General features: G+C 40.5%; 19 protein-coding genes. 8 read left to right on the top strand and 11 right to left on the bottom strand.

Annotation, left to right across the window (positions count from 1 at the left end; translation table 11 throughout):
* The first annotated feature begins 17 nt into the window (after positions 1-17).
* Positions 18-599: an SAM-dependent methyltransferase gene (locus ACFOSV_RS01435; RefSeq protein WP_377902635.1), complete on the top strand. Its 582-nt coding sequence runs from the start codon at positions 18-20 to the stop codon at positions 597-599.
* Here ACFOSV_RS01435 and ACFOSV_RS01440 read toward each other — a convergent pair.
* Positions 596-1,378, bottom strand: a complete 783-nt coding sequence (locus tag ACFOSV_RS01440) for an O-methyltransferase (RefSeq protein ID WP_377902637.1) — start codon at positions 1,376-1,378, stop codon at positions 596-598. The two genes, ACFOSV_RS01435 and ACFOSV_RS01440, sit on opposite strands and share 4 nt — an antisense overlap.
* A 1-nt stretch (position 1,379) precedes the next feature.
* Complete coding sequence (gene apaG, locus ACFOSV_RS01445) at positions 1,380-1,766, bottom strand: Co2+/Mg2+ efflux protein ApaG (protein ID WP_377902639.1); 387 nt, start codon at positions 1,764-1,766, stop codon at positions 1,380-1,382.
* Between the two features lie 55 nt (positions 1,767-1,821).
* On the opposite strand from apaG, the gene ung reads away from it, so the two are divergent.
* Positions 1,822-2,484 carry a uracil-DNA glycosylase gene (gene ung, locus ACFOSV_RS01450; RefSeq protein ID WP_377902640.1) on the top strand — a complete coding sequence of 221 codons (663 nt, stop codon included), beginning with the start codon at positions 1,822-1,824 and terminating at the stop codon, positions 2,482-2,484.
* A 30-nt stretch (positions 2,485-2,514) separates the two neighbouring features.
* On the opposite strand, the gene lepB is transcribed toward ung, so the two are convergent.
* The 7 genes from lepB to ACFOSV_RS01485 all read right to left on the bottom strand — a co-directional run bounded on the left by lepB (position 2,515) and on the right by ACFOSV_RS01485 (position 10,245).
* Entirely contained in the window at positions 2,515-3,588 is a 1,074-nt protein-coding gene (gene lepB, locus ACFOSV_RS01455) for a signal peptidase I (protein ID WP_377902641.1), read from the bottom strand.
* A 14-nt stretch (positions 3,589-3,602) separates the two neighbouring features.
* Positions 3,603-4,325 (bottom strand): 4-hydroxy-tetrahydrodipicolinate reductase, encoded by a 723-nt coding sequence (gene dapB, locus ACFOSV_RS01460; RefSeq protein ID WP_377902642.1) that lies wholly within the window; start codon positions 4,323-4,325, stop codon positions 3,603-3,605.
* Positions 4,325-4,864 (bottom strand): DUF5683 domain-containing protein, encoded by a 540-nt coding sequence (locus ACFOSV_RS01465; RefSeq protein ID WP_377902643.1) that lies wholly within the window; start codon positions 4,862-4,864, stop codon positions 4,325-4,327. The genes dapB and ACFOSV_RS01465 overlap by 1 nt, the downstream gene beginning before the upstream one ends.
* A 54-nt stretch (positions 4,865-4,918) precedes the next feature.
* Positions 4,919-5,830 carry a ParB/RepB/Spo0J family partition protein gene (locus tag ACFOSV_RS01470; protein WP_377902644.1) on the bottom strand — a complete coding sequence of 304 codons (912 nt, stop codon included), beginning with the start codon at positions 5,828-5,830 and terminating at the stop codon, positions 4,919-4,921.
* Between the two features lie 2 nt (positions 5,831-5,832).
* Positions 5,833-6,615, bottom strand: coding sequence for a ParA family protein (locus ACFOSV_RS01475; protein ID WP_377902645.1), 783 nt, complete (start codon positions 6,613-6,615; stop codon positions 5,833-5,835).
* Positions 6,616-6,787: 172 nt separating this feature from the next.
* On the bottom strand, positions 6,788-8,584 hold the full coding sequence (gene yidC / locus ACFOSV_RS01480) for a membrane protein insertase YidC (RefSeq protein ID WP_377902646.1): 1,797 nt from the start codon (positions 8,582-8,584) through the stop codon (positions 6,788-6,790).
* A gap of 35 nt (positions 8,585-8,619) precedes the next feature.
* Positions 8,620-10,245, bottom strand: a complete 1,626-nt coding sequence (locus ACFOSV_RS01485; RefSeq protein ID WP_377902647.1) for a CTP synthase — start codon at positions 10,243-10,245, stop codon at positions 8,620-8,622.
* Between the two features lie 272 nt (positions 10,246-10,517).
* Between ACFOSV_RS01485 and ACFOSV_RS01490 the strand changes: the two genes are divergently transcribed.
* Positions 10,518-11,267, top strand: a complete 750-nt coding sequence (locus ACFOSV_RS01490) for a hypothetical protein (protein ID WP_377902649.1) — start codon at positions 10,518-10,520, stop codon at positions 11,265-11,267.
* 78 nt (positions 11,268-11,345) lie between these two features.
* On the top strand, positions 11,346-11,750 hold the full coding sequence (locus ACFOSV_RS01495; RefSeq protein ID WP_377902651.1) for a hypothetical protein: 405 nt from the start codon (positions 11,346-11,348) through the stop codon (positions 11,748-11,750).
* A 31-nt stretch (positions 11,751-11,781) separates the two neighbouring features.
* On the opposite strand, the gene ACFOSV_RS01500 is transcribed toward ACFOSV_RS01495, so the two are convergent.
* Together ACFOSV_RS01500 and ACFOSV_RS01505 are read right to left on the bottom strand one after the other, a co-directional pair.
* Complete coding sequence (locus ACFOSV_RS01500) at positions 11,782-12,180, bottom strand: hypothetical protein (protein ID WP_377902653.1); 399 nt, start codon at positions 12,178-12,180, stop codon at positions 11,782-11,784.
* On the bottom strand, positions 12,177-12,749 hold the full coding sequence (locus ACFOSV_RS01505) for an RNA polymerase sigma factor (RefSeq protein ID WP_377902655.1): 573 nt from the start codon (positions 12,747-12,749) through the stop codon (positions 12,177-12,179). Before ACFOSV_RS01505 ends, ACFOSV_RS01500 begins: the two co-directional genes overlap by 4 nt.
* 105 nt (positions 12,750-12,854) lie before the next feature.
* Here ACFOSV_RS01505 and ACFOSV_RS01510 point away from each other — a divergent pair, with 105 nt between their 5' ends.
* The 4 genes from ACFOSV_RS01510 to ACFOSV_RS01525 all read left to right on the top strand — a co-directional run bounded on the left by ACFOSV_RS01510 (position 12,855) and on the right by ACFOSV_RS01525 (position 15,933).
* Positions 12,855-13,190: a DUF6249 domain-containing protein gene (locus ACFOSV_RS01510; protein WP_377902657.1), complete on the top strand. Its 336-nt coding sequence runs from the start codon at positions 12,855-12,857 to the stop codon at positions 13,188-13,190.
* Positions 13,191-13,304: 114 nt separating this feature from the next.
* Complete coding sequence (locus ACFOSV_RS01515; RefSeq protein ID WP_377902659.1) at positions 13,305-13,775, top strand: hypothetical protein; 471 nt, start codon at positions 13,305-13,307, stop codon at positions 13,773-13,775.
* Positions 13,772-15,226: a CCA tRNA nucleotidyltransferase gene (locus ACFOSV_RS01520; protein WP_377902661.1), complete on the top strand. Its 1,455-nt coding sequence runs from the start codon at positions 13,772-13,774 to the stop codon at positions 15,224-15,226. Before ACFOSV_RS01515 ends, ACFOSV_RS01520 begins: the two co-directional genes overlap by 4 nt.
* Positions 15,223-15,933 (top strand): tetratricopeptide repeat protein, encoded by a 711-nt coding sequence (locus tag ACFOSV_RS01525; RefSeq protein ID WP_377902663.1) that lies wholly within the window; start codon positions 15,223-15,225, stop codon positions 15,931-15,933. The genes ACFOSV_RS01520 and ACFOSV_RS01525 overlap by 4 nt, the downstream gene beginning before the upstream one ends.
* Positions 15,934-16,103 lie beyond the last annotated feature (170 nt).

The following is a 16,103-nucleotide window of genomic DNA, read 5'->3' on the forward strand; positions in this document are numbered from 1 at the left end:
AAATTGATTTAGATACTATGGGGTTTTTGGATGAGAGGTATTGGACAGATCGTTACAGTGCTGGCCAAACCGGTTGGGACATTGGTTTTGCTTCACCACCACTTACGCAATATTTAGACCAAATTGAAAACAAGGCCTTGAAGATTTTGATCCCTGGAGCGGGCAATGCATACGAAGCTACCTATGCTTTTGAACATGGATTTACCCAAGTATTCGTTTTGGATTTATCTCAAAGTCCATTAGATCGTTTTAAAGAAAGAAACCCTTTGTTTCCTGAAAGTCAATTGATTAAAGATGATTTTTTGGATCATAAAGGCGGTTATGATTTAATTTTGGAACAAACCTTCTTTTGTGCCTTAGATCCTAGTTTAAGAATGGATTATGTGAAAAAAATGAAAGAGTTAATAAATCCTAAAGGCAAATTGGTAGGGGTTTTATTCGATAGAGTCTTTCCTTTCGAAGGACCTCCATTCGGGGGGCATCTCGAAGAATACGAAAATCTCTTTCGAACTTATTTCAAGGATGGTTTTATTGCTCCTTGCTACAACTCTATTCCAGAAAGAATGGGTTCGGAAGCCTGGATCAACTGGCGAGCTTAGATGGCTAGAACTCGGTGTTCTTTTTTTTCTAAGGGAGAGTCAAAAAGCAAAACACCAGCTTCGTAAAAATCGAGTGATACCTTCACCTTGGGGTGAGACTTAATTTCTTCCCATGCTCGCTCCATTTCTGCAGACCAATGTATATCGGCTATCGCTACGATTGAAGTTGTGGAAAGGTGATCGATGAGTGAATCAAAACTGGATTTGGTGCCTTGATAGGTATGATTTGCATCAATTAGTACAAAATCAATGGTCGGATTTGTGGCTATAAATTCTGGTAGAGTTTCGGCCAAATCACCCAAAATGAATTCAATAGGAAGATCTTTTGAGTTTTGTTTTGCGATTTTTTGAATTTCTGGTGAGCCTTCGAAAGTGAAGACTTTGCCTTCACAAATGGAGGCTAAATACCGTGTAGAAATACCCATGCAGGTGCCGAGTTCCACGATAGTTTGGGCAGGAGTAAGGGATGCGAAATGTTGATACAGTTGGCAAAATTTACGGCCTGAGGTGCTATGACGCGTGATTTGGCTGATTTTCCGTACTGGTTCATTGACTTTTCTAGATCCAGCCCCTAGGTCTACCACAGGAATAGTTTTTTGGTTTGACAGGAGCGACTGTCTCCAGTCTTCTATTTCAAGGTCTGAAGACTTTCTTTCCTTTCGAAACTTTAGGAGCTCAGAGTAAAGATTGGAGAGAAAAGGGCCTTGTAAGGAATATCGATCCTCCCGAATCAGCCAATAATTGAAAAATGCCCAAAAACTAAAGAGCCGATCGGTCAAATCAATTTTGAAGGAAATTGGCGATCAATTGGAATTCGGGGACTTGCACTTCGATTCTTTTTCCGTCGAAGAGCTTTTCCATGGTATAGCTACCACTCATTTTACCCAAACCGGAAATCAGGTTGCAACCTGATATATAGCTATGCTTTTCCCCTGGTTCTAAAATTGGTTGTTTACCCACCACACCATCTCCAACAATGATTTTTACCTCCTCCGCTGCATCGAAAATTTCCCATTTCCGACTCAAAAGCTGATAGGTATGTTGGCTTTTATTTTCAATAGTTACCTTGTAGGTGAAAACAAAGTGGTGCTGATGAGGATTAGAAAATTCAGCCTGATAAGTTACCTCAACGCTCACTTGAATTCCTTGTGTGATTGCGGTTACCATAGTTGTAAAAATTTATTAGGTCGTAAAGATACAATCAATTAACGAAATACCAAGAATGGATGTAAAACTAGAGCCAAGCTGGAAGGAACTTCTGTCGGACACTTTTGAAAGTGAATACTTCCATAATCTGGCTTCATTTGTCAAAGACGAATATCAAAAAGAAAAAGTTTTCCCGCCTGGCAAACTTATTTTCAATGCTTTTTGGAAGTGTCCTGTTGATCAAGTCAGAGTAGTGATTTTGGGACAAGATCCATACCATGGTGATGGACAGGCTCATGGTTTGAGCTTCTCTGTGGTCCCTGGGGTGAGATTTCCACCAAGTCTGTTGAATATTTTTAAGGAGATAAAGAGAGACCTAGGAATAGATCTTCCTCCAAATGGGGATCTCACTCGATGGGCCAATGAAGGTGTTTTCCTTTTGAATGCGACTTTGACCGTGCGTGCACATGAGGCCGGTTCACACCAAAAGCAAGGCTGGGAAGAATTTACAGATGAGGTAATCAAGCGATTAGCAAAATCACGCGAAGGTATTGTTTTTATGCTTTGGGGTGCCTATGCACAGAAAAAAGAGGCCTTAATTCCATCAGGAAAGCATTTGATTTTGAAAGCACCTCATCCGAGCCCGCTTTCTGCCCATAGGGGTTTTCTTGGCTGCAACCATTTTAGCCTCGCTAATGACTACTTGCGAAGCCAAGGAATGAGTGAAATCAGGTGGTAAAAAATAAAGCCGGTTTAAACCGGCTTTACGTTAATTGATTGATTTAAAGAATCTATTCCAGCGAATTTTTCCGAAGAGTGACTCAAACTTATCTAAGGATAGCCATAAGAACCAGGCCTTACCCACGATATGATCTTCAGGGACAAATCCCCAATACCTCGAATCCAAAGAGTCATGGCGATTGTCTCCCATCATGAAGTAGTAATCTTGCTTGAAGGTATATTCTTCTACTTTTTGCCCATCGATGTAAAGAATTCCTTCTTTCATTTCAACATTTTCAAGTCCTTCATAATGCTGAATCGTAAAGCCATATTTGATCACATTTCCTGAATTCATCGGGATAGTCCATCCTTTTGCGGGGACTTTCAGTGGACCATAGTTGTCTCTATTCCAGCCTAGCATGTTGCCATCTGGGAAAATTCCATTTTCACCTCCCGCAGGCTGAATTCTCTTATTCACAGACTTTATTACAGGGGATGCCTTCAGTCGTTCTACTACCTGATCCGTGGCAAAAACCATGTATCCTGACCCATCACTAAAAGATAGGTAGTCATCTGGATTGATTCCGTATGTGGAGAAAAACTCTGCATTGAGGGGGCGTGATGCGATCACATCGTAGGAATACTGCATTTCTTCTGGGATCATGGCTGGCTCTCCATTCACGTTTAGCACACCTGCTTCGATCTTTAGTTCATCACCCGCAATTGCCACTGCTCGTTTGATGTAATTGGTCTTGAGGTCGGCGGGATATTCAAATTCAACCGGATAATTAAATACCACCACGTCATTTCTTTCCACATCACTAAAACCAGGAAGACGGTAATAAGGAAGCTGTATGGCATCTGAGTAGGAGGGGATTTCAGTTCCCCAAATCTTCTGATGTGTGAGCGGTACTTGTAAAGGAGTCTTGGGGATTCTGGTCCCGTAATGCATTTTACTCACAAAAAGGAAATCACCTACCAAAAGAGATTTTTCCATAGAAGCAGTTGGTATGGTGAACGGCTCTAATAATAACCAGCGGATCAAACTTGCGGCCACTACTGCAAACAGGAGGGCGTCTGCCCATTCTCTTGCTGCCGATTTTTTTGGTTTTGCTTTATTCATTTGTCAATAATAGTTCAGAAAGATAGAAAATCATTCATGGAAAGGACGCCTTTTTTATCAGTGATCCACTCGGCAACCAGTATGGCTCCTTTTACAAAGCCTTCTCTACTGTGAGCCGTATGGCTCAAAACAAGGTCATCCACTTTGGATTGGTAGGAAATAATATGCGTTCCCGGAGCTGGGTCTATTCTTTTTGAGATAATAGGTAGCTGATTTTCGAGTGCTGGAGTATCACCCTTTAATATCCAGGAATCCAAGTTTCCCATATTCTCAATAATACCCTCGGCGATGGTGATGGCTGTACCCGAAGGAGCATCCAGTTTGGCCGTATGGTGAATTTCTTCTACCGTGACGGAGTAGTCACTGACTTCGTTCATCAATTTGGCGAGGTATTGATTTACTTTAAAAAGCACATTTACACCAATACTAAAATTGGAGGCATAGAAAAACGTCCCATCATTTTCTTCAACAGAAGTAACTATTTCATCCCAGCGGTCCAGCCAGCCAGTAGTACCGGAAATCACAGGAATTCCACGTTCAAGGCCCCATTTAATATTAGAAATTGCTGATTCAGGTTGGCTGAAATCAATTGCTACGTCAATCGACTTTGGATCCAAAGAATCCAAGTCTTGGGTATTGTCAATGGAAATCTTAGCAGCGATCTGATGTCCTCTTTGCTCGCCCAGTTCTCCGATGAGTTTCCCCATTTTACCGTAGCCAAGTAATAAAATATTCATTATCTAAAATTTAATTTGAGGGAAACCCCCAAGCTGTTGTTATTGGCAGAAAAGCGTTCCATGTGTGGCTCGACTTTTAGTGCCAAATCATCAGAGATCTCAAACCCAGATAGGTGTGCATCCACATTTGCGTCAATAATATTCAGTGCATAGATGGCACCCATGAGCAAAATACAGATGTCTCGATTTCTCCTCCAATAGTCAACATTCCTCACTAATCCATCACGGTTCAGGGTTGGAAAGTCGTTTGGCTCACCTTCATCAAAAGCAAAAAGGGCATCTCTGAAGGATTGGTATCGCTTGTTGTTGAAGCCAATGAAATAGGCATCTGTGATGATCCCTCCATAGATTATCGGCACCTTCCATGCCTTTTCATTATAGACCTGACCAGCACCCGGAAGTATCGCTGAAAGGATGGTGGCCTTTTTGGGATTCTTTGGCAGTGTAGTGGTGGTCTCGATATTATTTTCTTCGATAATCAAATCGTCCTGAGCTTTTAGGTTCAAGTTGATACCAAAGCAAAAAAACAAAAGTCCCATGATGAAGCATGGGGCTTTAGGAAATATTAACCTTATGGACGACACTCGTCTCACCTAGATAAGTTCAAGGATTTCTAAAATGCGATTTAGATCGCTAGATGAGGTAAATGGGATTTTAATCTCCCCTTTATTTTTAGCATTGGCTTTCAAAGATACTTTCGTCCCAAAGTGAGAAGCAAGTTTTTGCTGTAGCTTGTTGATCTCGTATTTCCTTACCGGGTCTAGGCTAGGGGTTTCGGCTTTGCTTGGTCGAGGTTCGCTAAGTGCTTTAACCAAGGCTTCAACCTTTCTCACACTCAATTCTTCCTCGAGTGTCTTTTTGAAGATAGCTAATTGATCTTCGATGTCTTCCACATTGATCAGGGCTCGCGCATGTCCCATACTGAGCTTTTGCTCTTTGATGGCGGCTTGAATTGATGGAGGTAGCTTAAGTAGACGTAAATAATTATTTACTGTGGTTCTATTTTTCCCTACTCGATCACCTAGCTGCTCTTGCTTTAAATCACATTCCGAAAGCAAACGCTGATAAGAGTGGGCTATTTCTAGAGCATTAAGGTTTTCTCGTTGAATATTTTCGATCAGGGCCATTTCCAGCATTTGCTGATCGTTAGCTGTACGCACATATGCAGGGATCGCTTCGAGACCGGCTAGTTTTGAAGCTTGAAATCTTCTTTCACCGGAGATCAGCTGATATTCATTGGCATCAAGCTTTCTAACAGTGATAGGTTGAATGATCCCTTGTACGCGAATAGACTCAGCCAGCTCCTCAAGAGCTTCCTTATCAAAATGTGTTCTAGGCTGAAAGGGGTTGACACTAATCTGCGAAAGCAAGATATCAGCAACTCCCGTTTTATTTACTTCTGGTAAAATGTCTTTCTTGCTCTCCTTGGCTGGGCTATCTTCAAGTAGTGCCCCTAGACCTCTTCCTAATGCACTTTTCTTACGTGTTGGTTTTTGATCAGCCATAATTAATTAGTCACTTTGGTAATGCCATTTTTCTCAGCAATCTCATTTGCCAGATTCAAATAGGCTATGGCACCTTTACTTGTTGCATCAAAGGCGATTACCGGAAGTCCAAAACTTGGTGCCTCACTCAATTTAACATTTCTAGGGATAATCGTCTCAAAAACCATATTCTTAAAATGGATTCGAACTTCTTCTACCACTTGATTAGATAGGCGGAGGCGGACGTCATACATCGTGAGAAGAATACCTTCGATTTCCAGCTTTGGATTCAAACGTGTTTGAATGATTTTGATCGTATTCAAGAGTTTCCCTAATCCTTCGAGCGCGAAATATTCACACTGAACCGGGATGACCACTGAGTCGGCAGCAGTTAAGGCATTGATAGTAATCAACCCTAAAGAGGGAGAGCAATCTATGATGATGAAATCGTAGTTTTCTTTGATTTTACCCGTCACCTCTCTCATTTTCTCCTCACGGTTTTCCAGATTGATCATCTCCACTTCCGCTCCAACGAGATCAATATGTGATGGAATCAAATCAAGGAAAGGAATCTCAGTGGTGATAATGCAGTCTTCTACTTCGGCATCACCCACCATGCATTCATAAATGCTGTTTTCTATAGACTTCGGGTCATGTCCTACTCCCGAGGTTGTATTTGCCTGAGGGTCTGCATCAATTACCAAGGTTTTGAATTCAAGCACTGCAAGACTCGCAGCCAAATTCATTGCGGTGGTTGTTTTTCCCACCCCTCCTTTTTGATTTGCAATGGCTATGATTTTCCCCATGGTTTGATTTATAGGCTTACGGTTGTTCAATATTAATCAAATTCGAACCTTTTTCTGTGCCAAAGACCCGATTTTTTAAGACTATTTGTGACAACGTGATCTAGGGTACATTAGTCGGTTTTCCGGGTAATTTATTTCTCAAAAAATGAGCTCCCTGAAGGAGCCCATACTTTTATTTTTTCCGATTGTTGTCTGCAGCTTTCATCGCATCTTCCAGTTTTTGCTGAAATTTGGACTTTTTCTTGTTCGCATTCTTGATCTTACTTTCTTCTACTTTCTTTCTGATTTTTTCATCATCAACGAAAAGCTTGATCAATGCTTGCTGTCCGAATGTCACCATATTAGAGACGAAATAATAGAAACTCAATCCTGCTGGATAACTATTCAATACGAACATAAACATCACAGGCATGATGTATCCAATGTTTTTCATCGGACCCGTTGCTGTGGTCAGCTGATTATTGAAATGCGTGTAGGCAATTTGAGAGACAGTCATCAATAAGGTGAACAAACTCACATGTGAACCATAAAACGGAATGGTAAATGGCAATTTGATGAATTCATCGTAAGTGGAAAGATCCTTTGCCCAAAGGAAACTTTCGCCTCTCAGCTCGATTGCATTCGGGAAGAAAAAGAACATCGCAAACAAGAAGGGCATTTGAAGTAAAAGCGGTAAACAACCTGAAATAGGACTTACTCCCAGTTTTGAAAAGAGCTTCATTTGCTCCTGTTGCATCTTCGTTGCATCCTCACCATACTTCTCTTTCAACTCATCGATCTCAGGCTTGATCACTCGCATTTTGGCCATGCCCACATAAGACTTGTATGTCAAGGGAAAGAGAGCGAGTTTAATGATCAAGACGATCAAAACAATGATTACCCCGTAGTTATTGAAGAAGTTTTCAAGGAAAGCGAAAAGGTTGACAATGATGTATTTGTTTACCCAGCTCACGAAGAAATACCCCATGTCCACGTTGTTTTCAAACCCTTCAGTCACCTTTTTCAGTCCTTTGTAACTGTCTGGGCCGAAATAGTAATTTAGGGAATACGCACCGTTGATGAATGGGATTTGTAAATCCGCTTGCATACTTCTGACCGTACTGCTATCCGCCGGAGTGCTTTGTGAGACCGTTACATTTTGGAAGGTGGAGTCAGCAATAATTCCAGCGGTAAAAAAGCGCTGGCTAAAACCAATCCATTTCACAGGCTCTTCGGCAGTTTCAGTTTCTAAATCATCAGCTACTCCGAGGTTTTCAAAACTTCCGCTGCTGAGATAGTAAGTAACTTCTGTTTTTCGTCGAGACTCAGCCAAATCTTTTTCATGAGCCTTAACTTGATCTTTCCAGCTTAGATTAACCGTATTTCCAGTAAATACCCCTTGGTATCGGTCTACGGAAAACGATTTGCCCACTTCGTATTTGCCATCAGCAAGTGTGTATTTTACACTAATGGATCCACTTTCAGTGGCTCCTGAGAAGGTTAATGTCTGCACCTTGCCTTCTTCGGTTTCTTCAGAGCTAAGACTAGGTTTTAGGTACAGACTGCTTAGTGAAAGTTCGCCTCTGGAAGTCTGGATTCGGAAATCCATGGAAGACCGATCTTCCGAAAGTAAGTCTAATGGCTCACCGTCTGAGCTTGTGTATTCTTTTAAAATGACTTCTTTGATGGTTCCACCTTTGGACGAAAAGGTAACCTTGATCTTGTCATTTTCAAGCACTGCTGTTTCTTCTTCACCCTGAAGGTAGACTCCAAGAACTCCATAATTGGCTCTCTGAATAGAATCCATTTCTGGAGAATAGACTTCTTGAATCGGTGCGATTGCCGGCTGAGCACTTTGAGGCGTGTCCGCCATCTCGGTCTCAGTGGGTATTGGTTCAATAGGCTCCTCTGTAGTTTGGGCAAAAAAGATCGAATAAATCAGAATTACCGCAGCAAAGAGAATGAGTCCTGTTGCTTGATTTCTATCCATAATAATTGGCTTGCTCTAAATTAAGGGGAGCAAAGTTACTTTGATTTTTTGTTTTGACTGTCGATAGCCGCAAGAATAAACTTCACGAACAATGGTTGGGGGCTCAATACGGTGCTTTTGTATTCAGGATGGAACTGTACACCCACAAACCAAGGGTGTTTTTCTATTTCTACAATTTCCACTAACCCTGTATCTGGATTGATTCCTGAAGCAATCATGCCATTCGCTTCAAATTTTTCTAGATACTCGTTATTAAACTCATACCTATGGCGGTGTCTCTCTTCGATGCTAGCTTTTCCGTAAGCAGCGTAAGCTTTACTTCCTTTTTTCAAATCACAGGCATAGGATCCTAGTCGCATGGTTCCTCCCATTTGATCTATTTTCTTTTGCTCTTCCATCAGACCAATCACGGGAGAAGGAGTATTTGGGTTCATTTCGGTGCTATTTGCGTCCGGCAGACGGAGGACATTTCGAGCAAACTCAATCACGGCTACCTGCATCCCTAGACAAATTCCTAAGAATGGAATTTTCTTTTCTCTAGCATACTTTACTGTTTCTATCTTTCCTTCAAAACCTCTTTCGCCAAATCCAGGAGCGACAACGATGCCGTCTAGATCCTTTAATTTGTACTTGATATTGTCTTTATTGATCTCTTCTGAAGAAATGAGCTTTAAATTCACTTTGCATTCTACAGAAGATCCAGCATGTGTAAAGGACTCAATGATGGATTTGTAAGAATCAGGAAGTGAAACATACTTCCCTACCAATCCGATGGTTACTTCTTCAGTTGGGTTTTTTAGACGGCCAAGAAAATCTTTCCAGTTTTCGAGCTCGGTATTTGTCTTGGAGCTCAACTTCAATTTAGTGATCACCCGCTCATCTAGTTTTTCCTTTTTCATAAGGAGCGGCACATCGTAGATGGATTCAGCATCCATAGCTTCTATCACATTATTCAGCTGCACATTGCAAAAGAGTGCAAGTTTCTTTTTGACTTCGGCAGGAAGATGATGCTCAGTCCTGCAGACCAAAATATCTGGCTGAATACCTGCTTCAAGAAGTTGTTTGACCGAATGTTGGGTAGGTTTGGTTTTCAGCTCCTTTGCAGCGCTCAAATACGGGATCAAGGTCAAGTGAATCACCAAAAAGTTATTTGGACCTAAGTCCCATCTGGCTTGTCTTACTGCCTCGATAAAAGGTAAGGATTCGATATCACCAACACATCCTCCGATCTCAGTGATCACCACATCATATTTACCTTCTTCTCCAAGTTTATAGAAATTGGATTTGATTTCATCTGTTATGTGAGGGATCACCTGCACAGTCTTACCTAAAAACTCCCCTTTTCGCTCCTTGGTGATGACGTTATTATATATGCGGCCAGTGGTGATGTTATTATTTTGAGAGGTTGGTACGTTCAAAAAACGCTCATAATGCCCCAAATCCAAGTCTGTTTCCGCCCCATCATCAGTCACATAGCATTCTCCATGCTCATAGGGATTGAGAGTTCCAGGATCAATGTTGAGGTAGGGGTCAAACTTCTGAATAGTCACGCTGAAGCCACGAGACTGTAGCAGTTTGCCCAAAGACGCCGCAATGATGCCTTTGCCAAGGGAGGATGTAACTCCGCCTGTGATGAAAATGTATTTGGTGGATGAGGCCATAAGAAGGGGGTGAGCTGAAAATTATTGATGTTCTTATGGGGTTCAAAGGTAGATAATTTTCCCGAGAGAATATCCAGAAATCTGGATTCCTCAACTTCTTTCTTTCTCTGACTCCGTGTGCCTTGCAAAAGTATTTACTGACAACTTGTGACAATTAATTTAATATCAAAATTTGATTCTACATCTTTGAAATAGAAAGATGGATATAAAAGGCTGATCACGCTCAAGGCAATTAGCTAGTTCTATAGTGTTAAACCAAAAATAGATTAGATATGAAAAATTCTAAAAAATCAATTTCGTTTGTTGACTGGATACCAAGTCTGGAAAAGGTGCGAATCAAAGAAAATCTAGGTGATGTTTATTTTTTTGATCCTAATAAAATAGAGAGCAACGGGTTCTCCTGGTCACGCATGGGGGAGGATTTAAAAACGCTAAATGCGGTATACGGAGAATTGTTTGATGAGGTGGTTGTCAAAGGGAAAAACCTAGTTTGCTATTGGCCTAATTTAGATTTTTCACCTAGCCAGAAATATGAAATAAGTAAATCTCTGAAAAGCTCGGGAGTCGAGATGAATTTATTCCTTAAAGAAAAGAGAGGTGTATCTGAAACTCTATCTTTTTCATACTCTCAGATGGAGGATTGGAAGGAATTAGTGATGACATTAATTGAATCTCTATGCGAAGATTTGCAATCTAATGAGTGTTTGGAGGAAGTGATGACGATAAAAAATGAAACTATTCAGATTGAAGTAATCAAGCTTGTAGAGGCGGGAGAGGTTAAATTTGTATACTTCTTAAGAGAATCTATAGTTATTAATCAGCCTCAAGAAACATATACTGAAAAGGTTTTTGACTCTTTCTCTTCTTTAGTTATAGACTTGCTGTCTACTTTTCAATTGTCAAATTTCGGCTATTGCTTCAAGATGTCTGAATATGAAAAATTGTTTTATAAAGAAATGCTGCAAGGGGATGCATATGATAATCTAGTATTATCATGGGAAAAACTCTTGAATCAAAATTAGATATATAGATAGTCTTATATTATTTCAATTGAGGAATTTTTATAAATTGCATGTCCAATTGTTAAAAATAAATCTAGAATGAGAGATCTAATTAAAGAAGCTATTGCAGACTTAAAGAAAAGTGATGGTTTTATCTATGTAACTTCTGAAGGAAATCGTATTGATTTGCTTGAAGCGGCAAAACAAGGAGTGGCAGTAACTCCTATGGACCCAAAGGCCACTGTGATTAAAAAATTGGCTGATGCAGGTCTTGATTTGACAGACGGTCGTTTTGTAAATGAGTTGAATGAACTCATCGGGCTAGTGAATGGTACAGCTCCATCTGCCAAATCTGGAAAGCGTAGGACTTTCAGCGCTGCCGAGAAGCGTAAAATCGTAGAAGAGTGGGCTAAAGTTGAAGCTGCTGGTAAAAAGACCAAGGCAGCTTTCGCTCGAGAAATAGGAGTAGGATATCAGACGTTTATTAACTGGCTCAGAAGCTAAACTTTAAAAAGCAGCCGTGAGGCTGCTTTTTTTATGTCGTTTTTTTCAACTGCCATTGGTAAATGAAGAAATTGAAAAGACAAAATATTCCAAAGGCATAGATTGCAATATTTAGTGACATTGGGAAGTTTTCTAATTTGAGCTGTGGGATTTTCCAATCCGGAGTAGACCATGTCAAAAGTTTATTTTGGTCAAAATAATTTACTCCATCTTCGGGAATCATAAATACTATTCCTATGAATATAATCAGTAAACCTCCGAGTATTATTCGCATTAAAAGGGGTGAAATAAGGGGTTCATAGATTACCTTGGGCTTCTTAGCAGCCAGTGTCGATAAAACATTTTTCACCATCATGTCGGAGGGGCTTTCGTGTCCGAGTTCCTCAAAATGTCTGAATAACGAGTCGTCTTTTAGTTCCTTTTTACTCATAGCGATGGACTGATTTCTTTGTTAGTTTGTCTTTGCAGTATACTATAGAGATTTTTCCTTCCTCGATGTAATAATACTTTAACCTGTGAATTTGATTGGGCCGTAATATCTTCGATTTCTTTTATACTCAATTGATCTAAATAAAATAAAGAAAGTATAGCTGACTCAGCGGGTTTTAAGCTGTCCAATCCAGCTCGAAGTATTTCTTTCCGTTCATTTCGGTTTAGAATTTCAAAGCCATTTAAATCTTCTGAAATGATGGCGATAGAATCTTCTAATTCGTCCATTTCTTCAAAGTATTTTCTTTTCCTTATTCTTCCTATCGCTTCTCTGTAAACAATTGTATATAGCCAAGTGGTAAACTTTGAGTTACCCTCAAAATCTTGAATGGCTTGAAAGGCTTTCACAAAAGCATCTTGCGTAGCTTCCTCGGCTTCCTGTCTATTTTTTAAAATGCGGACTGCGAGCGTGAGGGCATAGGTTTGATACTTGAGTACCAAAGCACCAAAGGCCTGTAAATCGCCATTTTTTGTTTTTTCTATATAAAAGGAATCTTCTTCCGTGCGCATTGACACTCATTAGATGCTGTCCATGTCAAATAAGTTACAAATTATTTTTTGTAACCTTTTTTGTCCTCAATACATCCAAGGATTAACAAACTAAACAAAACAACAATGGAAGAAATTTTGATACCCTTCTTTTTCTTTGCTTCAATCTTTGGAGTGGTCTACGTTTACCTTACCTCTAGAAATAAGGAAAGAATCGCATTGATAGAAAAGGGCCTCGATGCCACAATTTTCAATTCTGGTAGTTACGCATTTGGACATGTCGTGATGAGTATAGCGCTCTTAGGCATAGGTGTAGGAGTAGGAGTGCTTTTTGGTTTTCTTTTGAATTCAATGGGAATGGAAGAAAGTGTAGCCTACACTTCTTGCATTTTTATTTTTGGAGGGCTAGGTCTATTGATCAGCTTTTTTGTCAATCGAAAAATGATGCAGTCAGACAAATAATACAGTTGTGTGTGAGATGTGAAAAGCCTCGTCAGCCGACCGAGGCTTTTCCTTTTTTTATAAATAGAGTCTCCTCTCAAAAAACTCCTTATTTTTGTGTGAAAATCAAGAAAATTGGATCACGCAGCGCTAGTAAAATTATATCGGGATAAAGGAAAATTGACCCTTGCAGACGGCAATAAACGTCAAATCGCCCTATTGGATCCTACAAAATGGTCGATTTCAGATGGAGCCAACTGGATTTATTTACTTTTTGATATGTTTCAGATCCGAGCCATTGCTCCTCAATTTTCGGAGGTGTCATTGGACTTAGTGGAGTTTGCAAATAAGCCGACCATTTACCGCACACTCCCAAATTTTCAATCTAAAAATGGGCCTTTGATCGATGGAAAGATCAAATTTTCCATGCTAAAGGAACCTAATTGGCACAAATTGCTTTTCCAGATTTCTCAACCTGTACTCGTTCAATTGGATACCAAATCAAAAGTGGATTTCAATGTGGATATACTTTTTCCACTATTTAGTCCAAATTTGAAAGAGCTTTACCTAGGCCCAGAGGGAGACGTTAAAATCATCAAAAATTGAATTTTACTGAGCAGCTGAATCAAGAGGATATTTTCAGACGAGTGGCGAAGGCGAGCCAATCACTGGGCATAGCTACTTACGTGGTGGGTGGATATGTACGTGATCTGGTTTTGGGAAGGCCGAGTAAAGATATTGACTTCATGTGTGAAGGGAACGGAATAGCCTTAGCAAAGGAAGTCGCCAAATCTTACGAAGAGCATGTGCCGCTTTCTGTCTTCAAAAATTTCGGTACAGCTATGCTCAAATTAGATTTTGGCGAAATCGAATTTGTGGGAGCTAGGAAGGAATCTTATCGCTCGGATTCACGGAAGCCAGAGGTGGAAATAGGGACATTCATGGAAGACATGGAGCGAAGAGATTTCACCATCAATGCGATGGCAATCTCGCTCCAGCAGGCTGATTTCGGTGAATTGATCGATCCATTTGACGGACTTGGAGATTTAAAGCGGAAAATGATCCGCACACCCTTAGATCCAGAAGTGACTTTTTCAGACGATCCCTTACGGATGCTTCGGGCAGTGAGATTTGCTGCTCAGCTTCAATTTGACATTGATCCGGATACCTTCTTTGCCATTATTCGCAATGCACCTAGACTTCAGATCATCTCTATGGAGCGGATCATTGTGGAGTTGAATAAAATTATAGCCTGTGATAAGCCGTCCTATGGATTCAAACTTCTGTTTGCAGGAAAGCTTTTGCATGAGTTCTTTCCTGAAATGGTCGAATTACAAGGCGTAGACTCAGTAGATGATAAGTCGCACAAAGATAATTTCTATCATACACTACAAGTGCTGGATAATGTGTGTGCTACAAGTGACAACCTTTGGCTTCGATGGGCTGCTATCATGCACGATATTGCCAAACCAGCCACTAAGCGGTTCAATAATAAAGTAGGATGGACATTTCATGGTCATGAGGATAAGGGAGCAAGGATGACTCCAGGTATTTTCAAGCGGCTGAAGCTTCCTCTAGACGATAGAATGAAGTATGTACAAAAACTTGTACGCCTCCATCTGAGACCGATTGCCCTGGTCAAAGATGAAGTCACTGACTCTGCTTTAAGACGCTTACTCATGGATGCAGGAGATGATATCGATGACTTGATGAAGCTTTGCCGTGCCGATGTTACTTCCAAGAATAATAGAAAAGTGAAGCGATACCTTGAGAATTTCGATAAGGTCGAGCTGAAGCTAGCCGAAGTGGAGGAAAAAGATCAATTAAGGAATTTTCAGCCTCCTATTTCAGGAGAGGAAATTATGGAATGTCTCAATCTTTCCCCTTCCAAAGCGGTAGGAGAGATCAAGGAAGAAATCAAAGAAGCAATTTTGGAAGGTAAAATTGACAATAACCATCAGCAGGCTAAGGAATTAATGTTTATTATTGCCGAAAATAAAGGGCTGGTGTCCAAAAGCAGTCCCAATCACTTAGAAAACAAATCCAACACCAAATGAAACAAATATTATTTATACTCCTGTTTTTTATGGGAATTACAGCTTTAAGAGCCCAAGAAGCAGATTCTGTCCCTCCTAAGCTAGACCCAAATACTAAAGCTGCTTTAAACTTTGCCGATCTCAACGTTTACCAACTCGCATTGAGATACAATGATTTGAATGTGGCGAAGTCAAAGCTTTATGAATTGATTTTGCGAAACCCAAACAATCTAAAGTATGCCGAATTGCTATCGAGTATGTATTTCGAGCTTGGGCAGTCAAGCTCCGCTGCTTTGGTTGCGCTAGACATACTTGAAGGAGATGGCAATAATTTGGTAGCCCTCGAAATTGCTGCCTATTCATTAGAATCTTTGGGAGCATTGGATCGCGCACTTCCACATTTCGAGAGCTTGCATTTGCTAACTGGTGACAATTTTGCGTTGTACAAGACGGCTTTTCTTCAATACTCTTTGAAGCGATATCAGGAAGCATTGAATTCGACTAATATGTTGGTGAAAAATGCCAAAACTGATGAGAAGATCGGCTTCCCCAAAAGTGCGACTGAAACTCAAGAAGTGAGTATGAAAGCAGCAGCATTGAATCTTAAAGGGATGATCTATTTAGACCAAGGGTCAAAAGAGGAAGCAAAATTAGCTTTCCAAGAAGCAATTCAGCTCGATGCTGAATTTACCACGGCAAAAGAAAACCTCCAGAAAGCGAATCAGTAGAGAGGCTTAAGCACATAAAAAACCAGTGAAGACTGGTTTTTTTTATGTCAAATGACCAAAACTGAAAATAGGAGTAGAGTGGGAGGAATCGCCGAACCGAAGCTAATTCCTAGGATTTTCGCATGGTTGCTTGCTATAATTTCTCCTTTGTCATTCAAAGAGATCGGTCT

This window comes from Algoriphagus namhaensis (assembly GCF_042649705.1).
Classification (GTDB): domain Bacteria; phylum Bacteroidota; class Bacteroidia; order Cytophagales; family Cyclobacteriaceae; genus Algoriphagus; species Algoriphagus namhaensis.

Coding starts and splice junctions, on each gene's coding strand:
- dapB (WP_377902642.1), bottom strand. CDS start 4,325: ATGAATATTTTATTACTTGGCTACGGTAAAATGGGGAAACTCATCGGA.
- yidC (WP_377902646.1), bottom strand. CDS start 8,584: ATGGATAGAAATCAAGCAACAGGACTCATTCTCTTTGCTGCGGTAATT.
- ACFOSV_RS01525 (WP_377902663.1), top strand. CDS start 15,223: ATGAAACAAATATTATTTATACTCCTGTTTTTTATGGGAATTACAGCT.
- ung (WP_377902640.1), top strand. CDS start 1,822: ATGGATGTAAAACTAGAGCCAAGCTGGAAGGAACTTCTGTCGGACACT.
- ACFOSV_RS01510 (WP_377902657.1), top strand. CDS start 12,855: ATGGAAGAAATTTTGATACCCTTCTTTTTCTTTGCTTCAATCTTTGGA.
- lepB (WP_377902641.1), bottom strand. CDS start 3,588: ATGAATAAAGCAAAACCAAAAAAATCGGCAGCAAGAGAATGGGCAGAC.
- ACFOSV_RS01475 (WP_377902645.1), bottom strand. CDS start 6,615: ATGGGGAAAATCATAGCCATTGCAAATCAAAAAGGAGGGGTGGGAAAA.
- ACFOSV_RS01495 (WP_377902651.1), top strand. CDS start 11,346: ATGAGAGATCTAATTAAAGAAGCTATTGCAGACTTAAAGAAAAGTGAT.
- ACFOSV_RS01465 (WP_377902643.1), bottom strand. CDS start 4,864: ATGGGACTTTTGTTTTTTTGCTTTGGTATCAACTTGAACCTAAAAGCT.
- apaG (WP_377902639.1), bottom strand. CDS start 1,766: ATGGTAACCGCAATCACACAAGGAATTCAAGTGAGCGTTGAGGTAACT.
- ACFOSV_RS01490 (WP_377902649.1), top strand. CDS start 10,518: ATGAAAAATTCTAAAAAATCAATTTCGTTTGTTGACTGGATACCAAGT.
- ACFOSV_RS01500 (WP_377902653.1), bottom strand. CDS start 12,180: ATGAGTAAAAAGGAACTAAAAGACGACTCGTTATTCAGACATTTTGAG.
- ACFOSV_RS01485 (WP_377902647.1), bottom strand. CDS start 10,245: ATGGCCTCATCCACCAAATACATTTTCATCACAGGCGGAGTTACATCC.
- ACFOSV_RS01505 (WP_377902655.1), bottom strand. CDS start 12,749: ATGCGCACGGAAGAAGATTCCTTTTATATAGAAAAAACAAAAAATGGC.
- ACFOSV_RS01470 (WP_377902644.1), bottom strand. CDS start 5,830: ATGGCTGATCAAAAACCAACACGTAAGAAAAGTGCATTAGGAAGAGGT.
- ACFOSV_RS01435 (WP_377902635.1), top strand. CDS start 18: ATGGGGTTTTTGGATGAGAGGTATTGGACAGATCGTTACAGTGCTGGC.